Raw genomic sequence first — 21,668 nt, forward strand, 5'->3', positions numbered from 1 at the left:
GACGACCCGTGCATCGGATCCGTCCTACATGTCGAGCGCCAAATTAGGCTTAATGATAATCGTTGTCAATTGAGAAGAAGAATTATTGATGGGCGGAAGTCCAGCCTGGAAACTGCGACCGGTTGCCGCGGCGTGGCGCCGACCGATGATCATCCGGATGCGCGGAGGCAAGGCCTGCGACTAATTATTTGCCGGTGTAATCCGTTCCCAAGGGTGACCACTTGCAAGCCGAATCCAGGCAGGAACCCCACATGACCGACGCGTTCGAACTCCCCAGCACCCTGGCCCATGCCCTCCAGCGCCGCGCCGCGTTGACGCCGGACCGGGTGGCCTTGCGCTTTCTTGCCGACACCCCGCAGCAGGGCGTCGTGTTGAGTTATCGCGACCTGGACTTGCGCGCCCGGACCATCGCCGCCGCTTTGCAGGCCGAGGCGGAACTGGGTGATCGCGCCGTACTGCTATTCCCGAGCGGCCCGGATTACGTCGCGGCGTTTTTCGGTTGCCTGTACGCCGGCGTGATCGCCGTTCCGGCCTACCCACCCGAGTCCACCCGCCGCCACCATCAGGAGCGTCTGCTGTCGATCATCGCCGACGCCCAGCCGCGGCTGTTGCTCACCAGCAGTGAGGTGCGCGACACGCTGCAGGCCATCGAATCGGCACCGCCGGTACTCTGTGTCGATATCCTCGATCCGGCCCACGCCGGCCAATGGCGGGCGCCGAACCTGCAAGACGATGACATCGCCTTCCTGCAATACACCTCCGGCTCCACTGCGTTGCCCAAGGGAGTACAGGTGAGCCACGGCAACCTGGTGGCCAACGAAGCGCTGATCCGGCATGGCTTCGGCATTGACGTGAATCCCGACGACGTCATTGTCAGCTGGCTGCCGCTGTATCACGACATGGGCCTGATCGGCGGTTTACTGCAACCGATCTTCAGCGGGGTGCCGTGCGTACTGATGTCGCCGGCGTATTTCCTCGCCCGACCGTTGCGTTGGCTGGAAGCGATCAGCGAGTACGGCGGCACCATCAGCGGCGGCCCGGATTTCGCCTACCGGCTGTGCAGCGAGCGGGTCAGCGAGTCGGCCCTGGAGCGCCTCGACTTGAGCCATTGGCGCGTGGCCTATTCCGGCTCCGAACCGATTCGCCTCGACAGCCTGGAGCGCTTCGCCGAAAAGTTTGCCTCGTGCGGCTTCACGCCGGACAGTTTCATGGCTTCCTATGGCTTGGCCGAAGCCACCCTGTTCGTCGCCGGCACGCCGCGTGGCCGAGGGATCCCCGCGATGCGAATGGATGACGCGGCATTGGCGCAAAACCGCGCCGAGCCGGGGCAGGGCAACGCAGTGATGAGTTGCGGCGTGAGCCAGCCGGACCACGCGGTACTGATCGTCGAGCCCGCCACGTTGCAGCCGCTGGCCGACAATCAGGTCGGCGAAGTCTGGGCCGCCGGGCCGAGCATCGCCCACGGTTACTGGCGCAACCCCGAGGCCAGCGCCAGGACATTCGTCCAGCATGCCGGCCGCACCTGGCTGCGCACCGGCGACCTTGGCTTTGTGCGCGAAGGCGAGCTGTTCATCACGGGGCGCCTGAAGGATTTGCTCATCGTGCGCGGGCATAACCTTTATCCACAGGACATCGAGCAAGCCGTAGAACGCGAGGTCGAGGTGGTGCGCAAGGGACGGGTCGCTGCATTCGCGGTCGACAACGGCGGCGAAGAGGGGATCGGGATTGCCGCGGAAATCAGCCGCAGTGTGCAGAAAATCCTCCCGGCCGAGGCCTTGATCAAAGCGATTCGCCAGGCCGTGGCCGATGCCTGCCAGCAAGCCCCGAGCGTGGTGGTGCTGCTCAATCCGGGAGCCTTGCCGAAGACTTCGAGCGGCAAGCTGCAGCGCTCGGCCTGCCGGGCACGACTGGCTGACGGCAGCCTCGACAGCTATGCGCTGTTCCCTTCGGTCGAGGTGGAGCAAACCCATGAGGCGCGCGCTTCATCACAGCTGCATACGCTGATTGGCCAGATCTGGTGCGAGCAGTTACAGGTCGACCAGGTCCAGGGCGACGATCATTTCTTCCTGCTAGGCGGCAACTCCATCGCCGCCACCCAAGTCATTGCGCGGCTGAGCGAAACCCTCGGCCTGGAACTCAACCTGCGCCTGCTCTTCGAAGCCCCAACGCTCGGCGCTTTTGCCGCGGCGGTGGCGAACCTGCAGCAGGACGGCGGCCAGGCCCAGGGCGCCATCAGCCAGTTGCCACGCCACGAGCCGCTGCCGCAATCGTTGGCGCAAAACCGCTTGTGGCTGACCTGGCAGCTGGATCCGGCAAGCCGTGCCTACAATATTCCCGGCGCCATCCGCCTGCGCGGCGAGCTGGACGAAAACGCCTTGCGCGCCAGCTTCCAGCAATTGATCGAGCGCCATGAGTCCCTGCGCACGCGGTTCCTGGAACGCGATGGGGTGGCCTTGCAGCAAATCGATCCGGCCGGCGAGTTCAATCTTCAGGTGATCGATCTTTGCGACATGCCTGCTGACCAGCGCGAAGCGCGGGCGCGGCAGATCCGCGAAGACGAAGCCGCCACCCAGTTCGATCTGGAAAAGGGTCCGCTGCTGTGGGTCACCTTGTTGCGCCTGGATCAGGACGACCATCAACTGTTGGTGACGATGCACCACATCATCGCCGATGGCTGGTCGATGAACGTCCTGATCGAGGAGTTCTCACGGCTCTACGCCGCGGCGTCCCAGGGGCAGGTCGCCGAGTTGGCGCCGTTGCCGTTGCACTACGCCGACTACGGCAGTTGGCAGCGCCGATGGCTCGGGCAAGGTGAAGCTGAGCGCCAGCTGGCCTATTGGAAACAGCAACTGGGCGATGAGCATCCGACCCTGGCACTGAGCACCGATCATCCGCGCAGCGCCCTGCATCAGCGCAGCGCCGCGCGCCACAGCCTGCGCCTGGACAAGGACCTCGGCGATGCCCTGCGCCGGACGGCCCTGGCTCATGACGCCACGCCGTTCATATTCTTGCTGGCGGCATTCCAGGCGTTGCTGCAGCGCTACACCGGCCAGTCCGACATCCGCATCGGCGTGCCCAACGCCAACCGCCCGCGCCGGGAAACCCAGGGCCTGATCGGCTTCTTCATCAACACCCAGGTGCTGCGCGCGCAAATCGATTCGCGCCAGCCATTCGCCGCGCTGCTGGCCCAGGCCCGGGAAGCCACGCTGGGCGCCCAGGCGCATCAGGACCTGCCTTTCGAACAACTGCTGGAAGCGTACCCACAGGCGCGGGAACAAGGTCTGTTCCAGGTCATGTTCAACCATCAGCAGCGCGACCTCGGCGCGTTGCGGCGCCTGCCGGGGCTGTTGGCCGATGAGTTGCCCTGGCACAGCCGCGAAGCCAAGCTCGACTTGCAGTTGCATAGCGAAGAGGACCGCAACGGACGGTTGGCGCTGTCGTTCGATTACGCTGACGAGCTGTTCGAGGCCACGACTATCACCCGCTTGGCCGAACACTTTTGCAGCCTGCTTCGGGCGGTTTGCAGCAACCCGCAGCAGGCGATCGGCGACGTGCAGCTGTTGAGCGACGCTGAATCCGCCCAACAGCTGCCATGGGGCTCGGCGCCTTGCGAGCCGGCCAGCCAGTGGCTGCCGGAACTGCTCAACGAACAGGCCCGCCGCACCCCGCAACGTACCGCGTTGCAGTGGGACGGTGGTGCGCTGGACTATGCCGAGCTGCACACCCAGGCCAATCGCCTGGCCCATTACCTGCGGGACAAAGGCGTCGGCCCGGACGTCTGCGTGGCGATTGCCGCCGAGCGTTCGCCGCAGTTGCTGATCGGCGTGTTGGCGATCATCAAGGCGGGGGGCGCCTATGTGCCGCTGGATGTCGATTATCCGGCCGAGCGCCTGGCCTACATGTTGGGTGACAGCGGCGTCGATCTGCTGCTGACCCAAACCGCCTTGCTGGACCGCTTGCCGGCCTGCGCAGGCGTCAGCGTCATCGCCATGGACGCCCTGCACCTGGAACAGTGGCCGAGCAACCCGCCGGGGCTGCATTTGCATGGCGAGCATCTGGCGTACGTGATCTACACCTCCGGTTCGACCGGTCAGCCGAAGGGCGTCGGCAACACCCATGCCGCCCTGGCCGAGCGCCTGCAATGGATGCAGGCCGCCTATGGGCTGAATGAAACCGACGTGCTCATGCAAAAGGCGCCGATCAGTTTCGACGTGTCAGTGTGGGAGTGCTTCTGGCCGCTGATCAACGGCTGCCAACTGGTACTGGCCGGCCCCGGCGAGCACCGCGACCCGCACCGCATCGCGCAGTTGGTCGAGCGGTTTGGCGTGACCACGCTGCATTTTGTACCGCCGCTGCTCAGCCTGTTCCTCGAGGAGCCGTTGAGCGCCCGCTGCACGAGCTTGCGGCGGATCTTTTCCGGCGGCGAAGCGTTGCCGGCCGAGTTGCGCAACCGGGTGCTGGCGCAACTGCCGGCGGTGCAGCTGCACAACCGCTACGGCCCGACCGAAACCGCTATCAACGTCACGCACTGGCACTGCAGCGAGGCCGATGGCGAGCGCTCGCCGATCGGTCGTCCGCTGGCCAATGTGCTCTGCCGCATCCTCGACAGTGACCTCAATCCGGTGCCGGTCGGTGTGCCGGGTGAATTGTGCATCGGTGGCCTCGGCCTGGCCCGGGGTTACCTGGGGCGACCAGGGCTGACGGCCGAGCGGTTTGTCGCCGACCCGCTGGGTTCGGCCGGCGCGCGGCTGTACCGCACCGGCGACCGGGCGCGCTGGGGCGCTGACGGCGTCATCGAATACCTCGGCCGCCTCGACCAGCAGGTCAAGCTACGCGGCTTCCGGGTCGAGCCGCAGGAAATCGAAGCGCGACTGCTCGCCCAACAGGGCGTCGCCCAGGCGGCGGTGCTGGTGCGTGACACCGCGGCCGGTGCGCAATTGATCGGCTACTACACCGCGGTCGATGTCGATGAAGATGAAACCGTCCAGGCTGCTCGCCTGAAAAACGCCCTCGTCGGTGAATTGCCCGACTACATGGTGCCTGCGCAATTGCTGCGCCTGGACGTCATGCCCCTTAGTCCGAGCGGCAAGCTCGACCGTCGCGCCTTGCCCGAGCCGCAGTGGCAAGTGCGCGAGCACGTCGAGCCGGTCAGCGCCCTTGAACAGCGGGTCGCCGGCATCTGGCGCGACGTGCTGGGTCTGGAGCGCGTTGGCTTGCGCGATGACTTTTTCGCCTTGGGCGGCCATTCGTTGCTGGCGACCCAGATCATTTCCCGCACCCGCCAGGCCTGCGATGTCGAGCTACCGCTGCGCGCGTTGTTCGAAGCCAGTGAGCTGGGCGCCTTCGCTGAGCAGGTGCGGTTGATCCAGGCCAGCGGCCAGACCAACCGCCAGCCGCCGATCGAGAAAGTCGACCGCAGCCAACCGGTGCCGCTGTCCTATTCCCAACAGCGTATGTGGTTCCTCTGGCAAATGGAGCCGGATAGCCCAGCCTACAACGTCGGCGGCATGGCGCGGTTGCGCGGGGTGCTGGATGTCGGACGCTTTGAAGCGGCGTTGCAGGCCCTGATCCTGCGCCACGAAACCCTGCGCACAACGTTCCCGAGCATTGATGGCGTGCCTCGCCAACAGGTACACGGCGAGACGGGCCTGCGCATGGGCTGGAAGGATTTCTCGATGCTGGACGCCGACATGCGCCAGCAACGGGTCCGGCAACTGGCCGACAGCGAGGCCCACGAACCCTTCGACCTGGAAGCCGGGCCGCTGCTGCGGGCCTGCCTGGTCAAGACCGCCGAGCATGAGCATTACTTTGTGCTGACCTTGCACCACATCGTCACCGAAGGGTGGGCGATGGATATTTTCGCCCGTGAGCTGAGCGCGCTGTATGAAGCCTTCGTCGATGATCGCGAGTCGCCGCTGGAGCCGTTGCCGGTGCAATACCTCGACTACAGCGTCTGGCAGCGCCAATGGCTGGAATCCGGCGAGCGCCAGCGTCAGCTGGACTACTGGACCGCCCAACTGGGCCGCGAACATCCCTTGCTGGAGCTGCCCGCCGATCGCCTGCGTCCGCCGGTGCAAAGTCATCGTGGCGAACTGTTCCGTTTCGACCTCAGCGATGAGTTGGCCGCGCGGGTCCGCGCCTTCAATGCCGAACGTGGCCTGACCCTGTTCATGACCATGATCGCCGCCCTGGCCGTGCTGCTCTATCGCTACAGCGGCCAGACCGACCTGCGCATCGGCGCGCCGGTGGCCAACCGCATACGCCCGGAAAGCGAAGGGCTGATCGGCGCGTTCCTCAATACCCAGGTGCTGCGTTGTCAGCTCGATGGGCAAATGTCGGTGGGCGAACTGTTCGAGCAGGTGCGCCACACCGTGATCGAAGGCCAGTCCCACCAGGACTTGCCCTTCGATCATCTGGTCGAGGCCCTGCAACCACCGCGCAGTGCCGCATACAACCCGCTGTTCCAGGTGATGTGCAACGTCCAGCGCTGGGAATTCCAACAGAGCCGCACGTTGGCCGGCATGAGCGTCGACTACTTGGTCAACGACGCCCGCGCCACCAAGTTCGACCTCAACCTGGAAGTCACCGACCTCGACCAGCGCCTGGGTTGCTGCCTGACCTACAGCACCGATCTGTTCGATGAGCCGCGCATCGCCCGCATGGCCGGTCATTGGCGCAACCTGTTGGAGGCGTTGCTGGTTGATCCGGCTCGGCGGCTGAGCGAACTGCCGTTGCTTGGCGTCGGCGAGCAGCAGCAAATGCTCGACAGCCTGGGCGTCGAGCCCGGTGAGCATCGCCTCGATCAATGCCTCCACGTGCTGTTCGAAGAACAGGCCCGGACGCGTCCCGACGCAGCCGCGCTGACGTTCGCCGGGCAGACCCTGAGCTATGCCGAACTCGAACGCCGCGCCAATCGCCTGGCCTGGATGCTGCGCGAGCGCGGCGTCGGGCCGCAGGTACGGGTGGGCCTGGCGCTGGAGCGCTCGCTGGAAATGGTCATCGGCCTGCTGGCGATCCTCAAGGCCGGTGGCGCCTACGTGCCGCTGGATCCGGAATACCCGCTGGACCGTTTGCACTACATGATCGAAGACAGTGGCGTCGGTCTGCTGCTCAGCGACCGGACCATGTTCCAGGCCCTCGGCCCATTGCCGCCGGGCGTGCAGCGCTGGTGCCTGGAGGACGACAGCGAGGCGTTGGCGCAGTACCCGGACCAGTCGCCATCGCTAATCAATCTGCCGCAGCACCAGGCATACCTGATCTACACCTCCGGCTCCACCGGCAAGCCCAAGGGCGTGGTCGTGTCCCACGGTGAAATCGCCATGCATTGCCAGGCGGTGATCCGCCGTTTCGGCATGCGTCCGGACGACTGCGAGCTGCATTTCTATTCGATCAATTTCGACGCGGCCACCGAGCGCCTGCTGGTGCCGTTGCTCAGCGGCGCTCAGTTGGTGCTGCGCGCCCAGGGCCAGTGGGATGCTCAGGAAATTTGCGGGCTGATCCGTGAGCACCGCATCAATATTCTTGGCTTTACCCCGAGTTATGGCAGCCAGTTGGCGCAATGGCTGGCGACCCAAGGGCAAACGTTGCCGGTGCGCATGTGCATCACCGGTGGCGAAGCGTTGACCGGCGAACACCTGCAGCGCATCCGCGCCGCGTTCAGCCCGAGCCTGTTTTTCAACGCCTATGGTCCGACCGAGACGGTGGTGATGCCGCTGGCGAGCCTGGCGCCGGAACAACTGGAGGAGGGCGCGGGCAGCGTACCGATCGGCAGCGTGATCGGCGCCCGGCGGGCCTACATTCTCGACGCGGACCTGGCGTTGGTGCCGCCAGGCGCGACGGGTGAGCTGTACGTTGGTGGTGCCGGCCTGGCCCAGGGTTATCACCAGCGTCCGGGCATGACCGCCGAGCGCTTCGTCGCCGATCCGTTTGCCGCTGATGGCGGTCGGCTGTACCGCACCGGCGACCTGGTGTGCCAGCGTGCCGACGGCCAAGTGGAGTACCTGGGACGAATCGATCATCAAGTGAAGATTCGCGGTTTCCGCATCGAACTGGGGGAAATCGAAAACCGCCTGCTGGAGCACGCTGCCGTGCGCGAAGCGGTGGTCCTGGCCCTCGACATGCCGGGCGGCAAGCAGTTGGCCGCTTATCTGGCCAGCGACATCGCCGAGCAGGACGCCATGGCACAAGTGGCCCTGCGCGAAGCGCTGAAGCAGCACCTCAAGGCGCAACTGCCGGAGTACATGGTGCCGACTCACCTGATCCTGCTGGCGAGCATGCCGCTGACCGCCAACGGCAAACTCGATCGCCGCGCCTTGCCGATGCCCGATCCGGAGCTCAATCGCCAGCAATACGTGGCGCCGAGCAATGCCTTGGAGCAAGCGCTGGCAGCGATCTGGTGCGACGTGCTGAACGTCAAACAGGTTGGCCTCAACGACAACTTCTTCGAGTTGGGCGGCGATTCGATCCTGTCGATCCAGGTTGTCAGCCGTGCCCGGCAGCAGGGCATCCACTTCACGCCGCGAGACCTGTTTCAGCACCAGACCGTGCAGGCCTTGGCCGCCATCGCCACCCGCAGCGAGCAGGTGAGTGTCGAGCAGGGGCTGTTGAGCGGTGAGTCGGGGCTTACGCCGATCCAGCATTGGTTCTTTGCCAGCGAGATACCCAACCGTCACCACTGGAACCAGGCGTTGCTGCTGGAGCCGACCACGCTGCTCGAACCGCAGCTTCTGGAGCAGGCGCTGCAGGCTGTTTTCCAGCAGCATGATGCCTTGCGCCTTGGCTTCGCCAATACCACCGGGCATTGGCGCGCCGAGCACCAGCCCTTGTTCGATGGGGCGTTGCTGCAGCATCTTTCGGGGCAGTCCACACAAGCCTGCGAAGCGCTGTTTGCCCAGGCGCAGCTTGGCTTCCAGCTGTCGAGCGGGCCGTTGCTGCGCGCCGTGCTGGCGGACTTGCCGGACGGTCGGCAGCGCCTGCTGATCGCCATCCATCACCTGGTGGTGGACGGAGTTTCATGGCGGGTGTTGATGGACGATCTGCAGACGGCTTACCGCCAATCTGCCGGCGGGCAGCCGCTGCGGTTACCGGCCAAGACCAGCCCGTTGCGTGACTGGGCTGCGCGGTTGCAGGCCTACGCCGGCAGCGAATCCCTGCGCGAGGAATTGAACTGGTGGCGCGACCAACTGAGCGGGCCGGACGTTACGCTGCCTTGCGCGAACCCTGGCGGCGGGCGGCAGGAGCGACACGCCGCAAGCGTCAGCGTGCGCCTGGACGCCGAGCGTACCCGGCAACTGTTGCAGCAGGCACCGAGCGCCTATCGCACCCAGGTCAACGACCTGCTGCTCACGGCGCTCGCCCGCGTGCTGTGCCGCCAAGGCAATCAGCAATCGGCGCTGATCCAGCTCGAAGGCCATGGCCGCGAGGCGCTGTTTGATGACGTCGACCTGACGCGCACCGTGGGCTGGTTCACCAGTGTCTATCCGCTGCGCCTGAGCCCAGCGGCCAATGATGTCGGCGCGTCGATCAAAGCCATCAAGGAGCAACTGCGCGCGGTGCCCCACAAGGGCCTCGGCTACGGCGTGCTGCGTTATCTGGCGGACGCCGGCACACGCCAGGCGATGGCCGGTTTGCCGCAAGCGGCGATCACTTTTAATTACCTCGGTCAGCTTGACCATACGCTCGGCCAGGACGCGTTGTTCCAACCGCTGGATGCGCCTCTTGGCGCCATTCATGACCCTGACGCGCCACTGCCGAACGAGCTGAGCGTCGACGGTCAGGTCAGCGGCGGCGAACTGCTGTTGCGCTGGACCTTCAGCGCCGAGCGGCATGACCGTGAAAGCATCGTCGCGCTGGCCGAGGCCTATCTCGACGAGTTGCAGCGGCTGATCGAACATTGCCTGGCGGACGAGGCGGGCGGCCTGACGCCGTCGGATTTCCCGCTGGCAAAACTGACCCAGGCACAGTTGGACAACCTGCCGGTGCCGGCCGGGCAGATCGAGGATGTCTACCCGCTGACGCCGATGCAGGAAGGCATGTTGCTGCACACCCTGCTCGAACCGGGCACGGGCCTGTACTACATGCAGGACCGCTACCGCATCAACAGCGAGCTGGACCCACAGCGTTTCGCCCAGGCCTGGCAGGCGGTGATTGCCCGCCACGAAGCCTTGCGCGCTTCGTTCTGCTGGAACGTCGGCGAAGACATGCTGCAGATCATCCACAAGCCCGGGCGCACGCCGGTGGAATACCTCGACTGGCTGCACGTGCCTGAGAACGATCAGGAGCCCAAGCTCCAGGCGCTGCTCAAGCGCGAGCGCGAGGCCGGTTTCGATCTGCTCAACGAGGCACCGTTCCACCTGCGATTGATCCGGGTCGGCGCGGCGCGCTACTGGTTCATGATGAGCAACCACCACATCCTGATCGATGCATGGTGCCGTTCACTGTTGATGGATGATTTCTTCGAGATCTACACCGCCCTCGGTGAATATCGCGAGCCCCGGCTGGCCGTGCCGCCGCGCTATCGCGACTACATCGGCTGGTTGCAACGCCAGGGCCTGGCTGAAGCCCGGCAATGGTGGAAGCAGAACCTGCAAGGCTTCGAGCGGACCACGCCGATCCCCGCCGATCGCCCGTTCCTGCGCGAACACGCCGGTGACAGTGGCGGCATGGTCGTCGGTGACTGCTACACCCGGCTTGACGCTCGGGACGGCGCGCGACTGCGAGAACTAGCCCAGGCCCATCAGCTGACCGTGAACACGTTCGCCCAGGCCGCATGGGCCCTGGTGCTGCGCCGGGTCAGCGGCGATCGGGACGTACTCTTCGGCGTCACCGTGGCCGGGCGCCCGGTGGAATTGCCGCAGATGCAACGCACCGTGGGCTTGTTCATCAACAGCGTCGCTCTGCGGGTGCAGATTCCGGGCGATGAACAGCGTTGCAGCGTGCGTCAGTGGCTCAACGGCTTGCTGGACAGCAACATGCAATTGCGCGAATACGAATACCTGCCGCTGGTGAGCATCCAGGAAGTCAGCGAACTGCCCAAGGGCCAGCCGCTGTTCGACAGCCTCTTCGTGTTCGAGAACGCACCGGTGGAAGTCTCGGTGCTGGATCGTGCCCAGAGTCTCAATGCCACCTCGGACTCGGGCCGCACCCACACCAACTTCCCGCTGACGGCGGTCTGCTATCCGGGCGATGACCTGGGCCTGCACCTGTCTTACGACCAGCGCTATTTCGATGAGTCCACCGTCCAGGGCCTGCTGGGCGAGTTCAAGCGATTGCTGCTGGCCTTGATGGAAGGTTTTCACGGTGACGTGGCCGAGCTGCCGCTGATTGGCAGCGCGGAACAGGACTTCCTGATCGAAGGCTGCAACCAGAGCGAGCGCGCCTATCCGCTGGAGCGCAGTTACGTCGAGCTGTTCGAGGCCCAGGTGGCGGCCCATCCGCAACGCATCGCCGCCAGTTGCCTGGAGGACCGCTGCACTTACACCGAGCTGAACGAGCGCAGCAATCGCCTCGGCCACGCGTTGGTCGCCGCTGGCGTCGGGCTCGACCAACCGGTGGCGCTGCTGGCCGAACGCGATCTCGACCTGTTGGGCATGATCATCGGCAGCTTCAAGGCCGGCGGCGGTTACCTGCCGCTTGATCCGGGCCTGCCGAGCCAGCGCCTGAGCCGCATCATCGAACTGAGCCGCACGCCGTTGCTGGTCTGCACCCAGGCCTGTCATGAACAGGCGCTGGCCTTGCTGGAAGAGTTCGCCTGCGCCGGCCGGCCAAAGCTGCTGGTCTGGGAAACCGTTCAGGCCAGCGATGTGTCGCGGGACAATCCGCGCCTCTACAGCGGGCCGGACAACCTGGCCTACGTGATCTATACCTCCGGTTCCACCGGCTTGCCCAAGGGCGTCATGGTGCAACAGCGGGGCATGCTCAATAACCAGCTCAGCAAGGTGCCATACCTGGCGCTGGACGAGACGGATGTGATCGCCCAGACGGCGTCGCAGAGCTTCGACATTTCCGTGTGGCAGTTCCTTGCCGCACCGCTGTTCGGTGCTCGGGTGGACATCGTGCCCAATGCCATCGCCCACGATCCGCAAGGGCTGCTGGAGCACGTAAAACGCCAGGGCATCAGCGTGCTGGAGAGCGTGCCATCGTTGATCCAGGGCATGCTCGCCGAGGAACGCATCGGCTTGGAAGGCCTGCGCTGGATGCTTCCGACCGGCGAGGCAATGCCGCCGGAACTGGCCCATCAATGGTTGTTGCGTTATCCGGACATCGGCCTGGTGAATGCCTACGGTCCGGCCGAATGTTCCGATGACGTGGCGTTCTTCCGGGTCGACCTGGCTTCGACGCGCGGCAGCTACCTGCCCATCGGCACGCCGACCGACAATAACCGCCTGTACCTGCTCGACGGTGCGCTGGAGCTGGTGCCGCTGGGTGCGGTGGGCGAGTTGTGCGTCGCCGGCATCGGGGTCGGGCGCGGTTATGTCGGCGATCCGCTGCGCACTGCGCCGGTGTTCGTGCCCGATCCGTTCGGGGCGCCGGGCGACCGGCTGTACCGCACCGGTGACCTGGCGCGCCGCCGCAGCGATGGGGTGTTGGAATATGTCGGGCGGATCGACCACCAGGTGAAGATTCGCGGCTATCGCATCGAACTGGGGGAAATCGAAGCGCGGCTGCATGAACAGCCCGAAGTACGCGATGCGGCAGTGGGCGTGCAGGAAGGCGCCAATGGCAGACATCTGGTGGGTTATCTGGTCGCCGCCGACGCGACGCTGAGCCCGACCGAGCGGCTGGATCGCATCAAGCAGCGCCTGCGCAGCGAATTGCCGGAATACATGGTGCCGCTGCACTGGCTGTGGCTCGACCGCCTGCCCCTGAACGCCAACGGCAAGCTCGTTCGCAAGGCCTTGCCGGCCCTGGAGATCGGCCAGTTGCAAAGCCAGGATTACCAGGCCCCGGCCAATGAGCTGGAACAGACCCTGGCGGACATCTGGGCCGAGGTGCTGAAGGTCGAGCGGGTGGGCGTGCGCGACAACTTCTTCGAGCTGGGCGGACACTCATTGCTGGCCACACAGATCGCCTCGCGCGTGCAAAAAGCCTTGCAGCGCAACGTGCCGCTCCGGGCCATGTTCGAGTGCAGCACGGTGCAGGAACTGGCCGAATACATCGCAGGGCTGGGGGCCAGTGAAATCACCGAGGAGAAAGTCGATCGACTGAATGATTTGATGGCGGAATTGGAAGGAATGTAGTTTTGCGGCGTCTATAAGGACCCTTTCGCGAGCAGGCTCGCTCCCACAGTGGATTGGTGGACATGATCCATGTGGGAGCGAGCCTGCTCGCGAAGGCGTCTGCATGAACAACGCAAAACCCAAAGTTGACGACCCGCTCATCGCGGCCCAGTCTCCCGAAGGTTTTTCCGGACTCAATCAAGGAATTCACTCATGCCCTTTGCAACGATCGACGGACAACCGCTCCATTACCTCGACCAGGGCCAGGGCCCGGTGGTGCTGCTTGGCAGCAGCTATTTGTGGGACCACAGCATGTGGGCGCCGCAGATTGACGCCTTGTCGAGGCACTATCGGGTCATCGTCCCTGAACTGTGGGGCCACGGCCAGTCCGGACGTTTGCCCGAGAATACGTCCTCGCTGAACGATCTGGCTCGCCAGGCATTGGCGTTGCTCGATCAGCTGGGCATCGATTGCTTCAGCCTGGTGGGGCTGTCGGTGGGCGGCATGTGGGGCGCGCGCCTGGCGCTGGCGGCGCCCAAACGCGTGCAATCGCTGGTATTGATGGACACCTATGTGGGCGTCGAACCGGAGCCGACCCGTCTGTACTACTTTTCGCTGTTCGACAAGATCGAGGCCAGCGGTAGCATCCCTGAGCCGTTGCTGGACATCGTCGTGCCGATTTTCTTCCGGCCCGGCATCGACCCGCAATCAGCGCTTTACCAGCAGTTTCGCGCCACCTTGGCGGCGTTGCCAGCCGAGCGTCTGCGCGACAGTATCGTGCCGCTGGGGCGGATCATCTTTGGTCGGGACGACATCCTGGGGCAATTGCGTGAGTTGAACGCCGAGCGCACGTTGGTGATGTGTGGTGACCAGGACAAGCCACGGCCACCGTCCGAGGCGCTGGAGATGGCTGAATTGATCGGCTGCGAGCATGTGTTGATTCCCGAGGCGGGGCATATTTCCAACCTGGAGAACCCGGCGTTTGTGACCGAGGCGTTGCTGGGGTTCCTGAAACACAGGCATTGATTGCTGCTCAAACCCGTGGCGAGGGAGCTTGCTCCCGCTGGGCTGCGCAGCAGCCCCTGGTTCTCTTGCTGCGGTTCTTCAGATTGATTGCCTATGCTTTTTTGGGGCTGCTGCGCAACCCAGCGGGAGCAAGCTCCCTCGCCACAGGTGGCCGGGGTTTTATTTCGGCCCGAGAATTTTCACCAGTTTGTCCGGCGAGGGCGCGCCTTGCTGCTGTTGCAGGTCGCCCTGGTCGTCCAGGTAGAAAATCGCCGGGGTCGCGGACAGCTCCAGTTCATCCATCAACTGCTGGTTGGCGTCCAGTTTGGCCTGGATCGCCGGCGGTATTTCTTTCAGCGGTTTCAGCGGGCTGCCCTTGCCGGCCTTTTCGTGGTCCGCCAGGGCTTTTTCCGGCTCTTTGGCGGCTAGCAATGCGGCTGATTTCCCCGGGCTGTCTTCGCGGATGATGCCCACCATGATGTGGCGCAACTGCACCTTGCCGGCATTGACCCACGGCCGCGCCTGCTCCCAGAACATGTTGCAGTACGGGCAGTTCGGGTCGCTGAACAGGTACACGGTGCGCGGTGCGTCCTTGCTGCCGTCGGCGATCCAGCTGCTGGCTTGCATCTTCGCCCAGATCTCCTTCGACATCGGATCGTAGACCAGCTTTTTCAGGGGTTCGAGGCTCAGGTCCTTGCCATCGGCGTTGTACAGGTTGCCCAGCAGCACATGCTGGCCGTCCGGCGTCAGGTAGAGCGTCATGCCGCGGCTCTGGTACTGCGCCGCGTAGCCGCGCAAGCCGTTCGGTGCGTCGAAGGTGCCGACGATCTTTGCGCCCTTGGCTTCGATCTTCCTGATCGCCGCGGGCAGCTCTTCGGCCTGAAGCAGCGGCGCTTGTAGCAGTGCGCCGGCGAATGCCAGGGTCAGCAGGTGGTGGAGGCGGGGCATGGCAATTTCCTTGTCGCGGGGTGGATCGCCGTGGTGGAACCCGGCGTTTCGAAATTTTCCAGGGCGCGGGCCAGGCTCGCTTCCGACAGTTCGCCCAGGTGGCTGCCCAGCAGGCGACCCTCGGCGCTGTAGAACAGGGTCGTCGGCAGGGCCATGGAGCCGACGGCCTGGCCGAGGCGTCCACTGCCGTCGAACAGCACGTTGGTCAGGCTCAGGCCCTGGGTAGCGAGGTAGGTGCTGACGCTTTGCATGCTTTCGGCCTGATTGACGAACAGGAACGTCAGGTCCGGGCGCTGTTTTTGCGCCTCTTCCAGGACCGGCATTTCCCGTCGGCAAGGCGGGCACCAGGTGGCCCACAGGTTGATCACCAAGGGGCCGCCCTGGTAGTCGGCGAGGTTCACGGTTTCGCCTTCAGCGTTGCGCAGCTCGATCTCCGGCAGCCGGGTGCCTTGCTCGTAGATCGTCAGCGACATCGTCGCCACCAGCCAGAACAGCAGACCGCTGCCGACGCTGAAGCCCAGGGGCCGGCGCAGGGCGGGTCGGCGACGCGCCCAGAGCAGCGCGGCGACCAGCAGGGCGATGATGCCAGGCCAGGCCAGGAATCCGCCGTCGCGTAAATCGACGATCTGCCACGGGTCGTCCCGGTAATGGTTCCAGTACGCGGCGACGAAGCCGATTCTCGCGGCAAGCAGTCCCAGCAGGAACAGCCCGAACAGCACCGACTCGGGGTTCTCGCCGCCGCGCTTGGCCACGCGCCAGCCGACGAAAGTCGCCAAGGCCAGTGCGCTGATCAGCAGCAGATGATTGAGGGCGATGGCAAAGGTGCCCAGGGTAAACGTCAGCATCAGCGTGCGTTCCGGGTCATGTTCCAACGTTCCAGGAACGCCTCGGCGTCCACTTCTCCGGTTATCCGCTGGCTGCGGCGCTCTTCACCCTCGGCACCGATCCACAACAGGCTCGGCGGCCCCGGCACTTTGTAGCGACCCAGCAGCTCACGGCTGGCGGCGTTGTCAGCGGTGACGTCCAGGCGTAGCAGGCGCACGCCTTTCAGGGCGTCGAGCACTTCGGCGCGGCCGAACACCTGTTTTTCCATGATCTTGCAGGACACGCACCAGTCGGCGTAGTAATCGAGCAACACCCATTGGCCCTGCGCCTTGGCGGCGTCCAGTTCGCGCTGCAGGGCGGCGGGCTCGCTGACCGTGACGAAGGCATCGTGGGCGCTGACGGTGGCGCTGCCCCTGGCGCCGCTGTAGACCTGCAGCGGCCGGAACAGATCGTCGCTGCCGCCCGCGGCGCCGATCACCAGCACGCTACCCCACAGGCCGAACAGCAGCGATACGCTGCCCCACAGATAGGCGGCGCGACCGAAGCCCTGGGTCTGGCGCCAGGCGCAATAGGCGGCGACAACCAGTAACGCGCCCCACAGTCCGATCCACAATGAGCCATCAATGACCGGGCGGAGCATCAGCAGCGCGGTGCCCAGGAACAGGAAACCGAACACGCCCTTGAGCAGGTTCATCCAGGCGCCGGGCTTGGGCAGGAAGCGATTGCCGACGGTCACCAGCAACAGCAGCGGCAGACCCATGCCGACACCCATGGTGAACAGGATCAACCCGCCATGCAGCGCGTTGCCGCTCTGGGCGATGTACAGCAGCGCGCCGGCCAGGGGCGCGGTCATGCAGGGGCCGACCAGCAGGCCGGACAACGCCCCGAGAATGCCCGCGCCCACCAGGCTGCCGCCGCGGCGCTGGCGGCCGGCATTTTCCAATCGATCACGCAGAGCGGCCGGCAGTTGCAGTTCGAAGAAACCGAACATCGGCAGCGCCAACACCACGAATACCGCGGCGAAAGTGCCCAGCAGCCAGGGTTGCTGGAGCAATGCCTGAAGATTGGCGCCCAACAGCGCAGCAAGCACGCCCATGGCGGCGTACACCAGCGCCATGCTGATGACATAACTGCCGGCCAGTGCCAGGCCGCGCCGGGGCCCGGCGCCGCTGCCCACCACCAGCCCCGCCAGGATCGGCAGCATCGGCAGCGAGCACGGGGTAAACGCCAGCAGCAGCCCCAGGCCGAAGAACACCAGCAGGCTCCAGCCCAGCGCGCGCTGTTGCAGGCCGCTGGCCAGGGCCTGGTCCTGCGCCTCGCCACTGGCCGTGGCCGGTGCGTCGCCGCCCAGGTCGACCACCTGGGTCTGGGGCGGATAGCAGAGGCCCGCGTCGGCACAACCCTGGAAACCGACCTTGATCTTGCCGGTGGCCCCGGCGGGAATCTTCAGCTCCAGTGCCTGGCGATAGACTTGCTGGTCGCCGAAGAACTCATCGCTGTGAGCTTCGCCCTCGGGCAGCCTGGGCTTCTGCGCGTCGGCCAGGCCGTCGAACTTGAGCCGTTGCTGATACAGGTAGTAACCGTCGGCGATCTGCCAGAACAACTGGGTCTCACCCGAGTCCAGGCGTTCGGAGGTGAAGACGAAGGCCTTTTCCACCGGCAGGAAGTCGGGTTTGGTCTCGAAGGGATTGGCGGCGTGGGCCAGACCCGAGACCAGCAGTAGACACAGCAAAAACAATCGACGCATGGATAAAGCCTTAGAACGAAGCAAGTGGAATGCACATTGGTGGCTGGCGATTAACCGTCGATTAACCCGGCGACGGCCGGTTTACAGCGAAGATCCCCCATGCCTGGCGTACTCGTCGCATAATGTCGACTTAATCGGCCGGCGGCCTAATGTACCTTTTTCCACGGGGCTTACCATGCGCGTACTGGTCTGCGAAGACGACGAGTTGATCGCCAGCGGCATTGTCGCCGGGCTCACGGCTCAAGGCCTGACCGTCGAACATGTCGCCACCGCCTCGGCGGCGCGGGCGATGCTGGGTGTCGCCGAATTCGATGTCATGGTGCTCGATCTTGGCCTGCCCGATGAAGATGGTCTCAAGCTGCTCAAGCAATTGCGCCAGCAAGGCCTGGAGACGCCGGTGTTGATCCTCACCGCGCGGGACTCGGTGACCGATCGGGTCGACGGCCTGCAGGCCGGGGCCGATGATTATCTGCTCAAACCCTTCGATCTGCGGGAACTGGCGGCACGCCTGCACACCTTGCTGCGGCGCGTGGCGGGGCGCAGCGTCAACCTGATCGAGCACGGTCGCCTGACCTATGACCCCAGCAGCCGCGAAACCACCCTGGGCGGCCAGCCGGTGGACCTCTCGCGCCGCGAGCAGTCGCTGTTGCAGGCGCTGCTGCACAGTCGCGGTCGTGTGTTGTCCACCGAGCAACTCAAGGACAGTGTCTATGGATTCAGTGACGAGCTGGAAAGCAACGCCTTGAACGTGCATATCCACCATCTGCGCCGCAAGCTGGGCAACGGCATTGTCGAGACCGTGCGTGGCCTGGGGTATCGGCTGGGGCCGGCCGATGGCGGGGAATCCTCCAAGTGATGAGCCTGCGGCTACGGCTGAGCCTGACGCTCGGCGCGGCCTTTACCTTGATCTGGGCCCTGGCCGCGGCCTGGATGCTCAGCGACCTGCGCAACCAGATGATGTTTTCCCTCGACCAGCGCCTGGTGGCTTCGGCGCGGATGGTCGCCGGGTTGCTGGAGCAGTTGCCACCGGTGCCCAGCAAAGGTGAAGGCACGCACTTGAGCTCGGAGCAGTTGAGCATCCCGGGCGGCATGGCCTGCCAGGTCAGTTCCTTGCGCGGCGAGATCCTGGCACGCAGCCACGGTAACCCGGAACAGGCCCTGGAAGCCGAGAAGACAGGCTTCCATGACCAGATGATCGACGGTGCGCCATGGCGCAGCTTTACCCTGGTTCGAGGCGATTTGCGCATTACCACGGCCGATCGCCAGATCGAACGCGAAGCGTTGAACCTGTCGGTGCTGCTGGCGGCGTCGGTGCCGGTCGGCGTGGCGTTGCTCGGTTGCCTGTGCCTGTTGTGGCTGGGCATCGGACAGGGCCTGGCGCCGCTCAATCGCATGCGTGATGCGTTGATGCGCCGTAACGCGGACTCCCTCGAACCCCTGCAGATCCATCCGCTGCCCAGCGAGCTGCGGCCCTTGCTGGAAACCCAGAACCAGCTGTTCCAGCGTATCGGCAAGACCATCGAGCGCGAGCGCCGGTTGACCGGTGACGCCGCCCATGAATTGCGCAGCCCGTTGACCGCCATCAAGACCCACCTGCAAGTGGCACGCATGACCGAGGGGGTAGCGCGCGATCAGTCCCTGGCCCGTGCGGAGGAGGGCGCCGACCGCTTGCACCGCACCCTTGAGCAACTGTTGCTGCTGGCGCGGGTCGAGGGCAGCCTTTCGTTTGATGATGGCGTGCAATGCAACGCCGAGCAGGTCGCCCGGCTGGCAATCCAGGATGCGGCCGGTGGCGCGCCCCAGCGGATCAGGCTGCACGTATCGCCGCCGCTGTCCGATGCGCCGGTGCAGATGCCGGCGGTACTGGCCATCGCCGCGTTGCGCAACCTGCTGGAGAACGCCTTGCGCCACACCCCGGCCGATACCGACATTGAGCTGAGCCTGGAGATGATCGGCCAGCGCGTGCGTTTCCTGGTGCGTGATCATGGCGACGGAATTGCCGCCGACGATATCCAGCACCTGACCCAGCGCTTCTGGCGCAACGGCCACAGCACCGGCTGCGGTCTGGGCCTGGCGATCGTCCAGGCGATCGTCCAGCGTTGCGGCTGCGGCCTGCATTTCGACAGCCGCCCGGATGGGCTGCGGGTCGAACTGACCGTGCCAGTGCAAGTCTCTTCGGGCCAGTAGATCTCGTGGCGAGGGAGCTTGCTCCCGCTGGACCGCGCAGCGGGCCCAAACTTTTCACCTCGGTCAATCTGATCTACCGCGTGCTCTGGCTTGAGAGGGCTGCTGCGCAGCCCAGCGGGAGCAAGCTCCCTCGCCACGGGATAGGGTGATAGTAAATCCTTGCCTCGCTGATGCGTTTCCACAACAGGAAACCTGCATGTGCGCCTTGAATGCGCACCTGTCCGGTGTGCCGTTTGGTCACTCATCGCGGGGTCGAGAAATGTCAGTCGCCAATCCTTCTGTCGAAGCAGCGCCAGCGCGGGTCAGCCCCGCGTCGGGCGAGACGCTCTATCAATTCAACGAATCACCGTTGCTGGCCCGCCAGAGCCGGCAGGAATCCAATGCCCGCAGCTATCCACGGCGGATTCCCCTGGCCCTCAAGCGCGCCAAGGGCCTTTACGTCGAGGATGTCGAAGGCCGGACCTTCATCGATTGCCTGGCCGGCGCCGGCACGCTGGCCCTCGGGCACAACCACCCGGTCGTGATCGAGGCGATCCGGCAGGTGCTCGCCGACGAGTTGCCCCTGCATACCCTGGACCTGACCACGCCGGTCAAGGACCGGTTTGTCCAGGACCTGTTCGGCCTGTTGCCGGCGAGCCTCGCCGCCGAGGCGAAGATCCAGTTCTGCGGCCCCACGGGGACCGACGCGGTGGAGGCGGCACTCAAATTGGTGCGCACCGCCACCGGGCGTAGCACCGTACTGTCGTTCCAGGGCGGATATCACGGCATGAGCCAGGGCGCGCTGAGCCTGATGGGCAGCCTGGGGCCGAAGAAGCCCTTGGGGGCATTGCTCAGCAACGGCGTGCAGTTCATGCCATACCCCTACGATTATCGCTGCCCGTTCGGGCTTGGTGGCGTCGAGGGGGTCAAGGCCAATCTGCATTACCTGGAAAACCTGCTGAACGATCCCGAGGCCGGGGTGCAGTTACCGGCGGCGGTGATCGTCGAGGTGGTGCAGGGCGAGGGCGGGGTCATACCGGCCGATCTTGATTGGCTGCGCGGCTTGCGGCGAATCACCGAGCAGGCCGGGGTGGCGCTGATCGTCGATGAAATCCAGAGTGGTTTCGGTCGCACCGGCAAGATGTTCGCGTTCGAGCACGCCGGCATCATTCCGGATGTGGTTGTGCTGTCCAAGGCCATTGGCGGCAGCCTGCCACTGGCCGTGGTGGTGTATCGCGATTGGCTCGACACCTGGTTGCCGGGCGCCCATGCCGGGACCTTCCGCGGTAACCAGATGGCGATGGCGGCGGGCAGCGCGGTGATGCGCTACCTGGTCGAACACAACCTGCCGGCCCACGCCGCCGCCATGGGCGAGCGCTTGAGCGAGCACCTGCATATCCTGCAGAGGGATTTTCCGCAATTGGGCGACATCCGCGGTCGCGGCCTGATGCTCGGCGTCGAGCTGGTGGACCCGGCCGGCAAGCCGGACGCTTTGGGCCATCCTCCGGTGGACGCACGGCTGGCGCCGCGGTTGCAGCGTGAATGCCTCAAGCGCGGCCTGATCCTGGAGCTGGGTGGACGGCAGGGTGGCGTGGTGCGTTTCCTGCCGCCACTGATCATTACGGCGGTGGAAATCGACCGTGTGGCCGAGCTGTTCCGGCGCGCCCTGGAGGCTGCCGTGGCCGACGCCTAATTTTCATCCGGCCCGGTACGTTCCTTTTCATACCTTGGCTGCGCCCATGGCGCGGCGAACCTTGAGC

8 protein-coding genes are annotated in these 21,668 nt (G+C 65.1%); 5 read left to right on the forward strand and 3 right to left on the reverse strand.

What is annotated here, in order from left to right; all coding sequences use genetic code 11:
• Nucleotides 1-251: 251 nt before the first annotated feature.
• Entirely contained in the window at nt 252-13,238 is a 12,987-nt protein-coding gene (locus J3P89_RS08470; RefSeq protein WP_434697252.1) for a non-ribosomal peptide synthetase, read from the forward strand.
• Nucleotides 13,239-13,430: 192 nt separating this feature from the next.
• Nucleotides 13,431-14,243: an alpha/beta fold hydrolase gene (locus tag J3P89_RS08475; protein ID WP_434697253.1), complete on the forward strand. Its 813-nt coding sequence runs from the start codon at nt 13,431-13,433 to the stop codon at nt 14,241-14,243.
• A 159-nt stretch (nt 14,244-14,402) separates the two neighbouring features.
• Here the strand turns inward: J3P89_RS08475 and dsbG are convergent, their stop codons facing one another.
• The 3 genes from dsbG to dsbD are packed head-to-tail and all read right to left on the reverse strand — an operon-like array spanning nt 14,403 to nt 17,742.
• A complete protein-coding gene (gene dsbG, locus J3P89_RS08480; RefSeq protein ID WP_434697254.1) occupies nt 14,403-15,170 on the reverse strand; it encodes a thiol:disulfide interchange protein DsbG in 768 nt (255 codons plus the stop codon).
• Nucleotides 15,146-16,015: a TlpA family protein disulfide reductase gene (locus tag J3P89_RS08485; RefSeq protein WP_434629522.1), complete on the reverse strand. Its 870-nt coding sequence runs from the start codon at nt 16,013-16,015 to the stop codon at nt 15,146-15,148. The genes dsbG and J3P89_RS08485 overlap by 25 nt, the downstream gene beginning before the upstream one ends.
• Nucleotides 16,015-17,742, reverse strand: coding sequence for a protein-disulfide reductase DsbD (gene dsbD, locus J3P89_RS08490; protein WP_434697255.1), 1,728 nt, complete (start codon nt 17,740-17,742; stop codon nt 16,015-16,017). The genes J3P89_RS08485 and dsbD overlap by 1 nt, the downstream gene beginning before the upstream one ends.
• Before the next feature lie 175 nt (nt 17,743-17,917).
• Between dsbD and J3P89_RS08495 the strand changes: the two genes are divergently transcribed.
• The 3 genes from J3P89_RS08495 (at nt 17,918) to J3P89_RS08505 (ending at nt 21,601) form a co-directional block, all read left to right on the forward strand.
• Nucleotides 17,918-18,598, forward strand: coding sequence for a response regulator (locus tag J3P89_RS08495; RefSeq protein ID WP_305499838.1), 681 nt, complete (start codon nt 17,918-17,920; stop codon nt 18,596-18,598).
• Nucleotides 18,595-19,929: an ATP-binding protein gene (locus J3P89_RS08500; protein ID WP_434697256.1), complete on the forward strand. Its 1,335-nt coding sequence runs from the start codon at nt 18,595-18,597 to the stop codon at nt 19,927-19,929. Before J3P89_RS08495 ends, J3P89_RS08500 begins: the two co-directional genes overlap by 4 nt.
• A gap of 259 nt (nt 19,930-20,188) precedes the next feature.
• A complete protein-coding gene (locus J3P89_RS08505; RefSeq protein ID WP_434697968.1) occupies nt 20,189-21,601 on the forward strand; it encodes an aspartate aminotransferase family protein in 1,413 nt (470 codons plus the stop codon).
• The last annotated feature ends 67 nt before the right edge of the window (nt 21,602-21,668 follow it).

The sequence above is a fragment of the Pseudomonas sp. Z1-14 genome (genome assembly GCF_051132005.1).
Taxonomy (GTDB): domain Bacteria; phylum Pseudomonadota; class Gammaproteobacteria; order Pseudomonadales; family Pseudomonadaceae; genus Aquipseudomonas.

What these genes read in the sequence shown, in the direction of transcription:
- J3P89_RS08470 (WP_434697252.1), top strand. Translation starts at nt 252, where the DNA reads ATGACCGACGCGTTCGAACTCCCCAGCACCCTGGCCCATGCCCTCCAG.
- J3P89_RS08475 (WP_434697253.1), top strand. Translation starts at nt 13,431, where the DNA reads ATGCCCTTTGCAACGATCGACGGACAACCGCTCCATTACCTCGACCAG.
- dsbG (WP_434697254.1), bottom strand. Translation starts at nt 15,170, where the DNA reads ATGCCCCGCCTCCACCACCTGCTGACCCTGGCATTCGCCGGCGCACTG.
- J3P89_RS08485 (WP_434629522.1), bottom strand. Translation starts at nt 16,015, where the DNA reads ATGCTGACGTTTACCCTGGGCACCTTTGCCATCGCCCTCAATCATCTG.
- dsbD (WP_434697255.1), bottom strand. Translation starts at nt 17,742, where the DNA reads ATGCGTCGATTGTTTTTGCTGTGTCTACTGCTGGTCTCGGGTCTGGCC.
- J3P89_RS08495 (WP_305499838.1), top strand. Translation starts at nt 17,918, where the DNA reads ATGCGCGTACTGGTCTGCGAAGACGACGAGTTGATCGCCAGCGGCATT.
- J3P89_RS08505 (WP_434697968.1), top strand. Translation starts at nt 20,189, where the DNA reads ATGTCAGTCGCCAATCCTTCTGTCGAAGCAGCGCCAGCGCGGGTCAGC.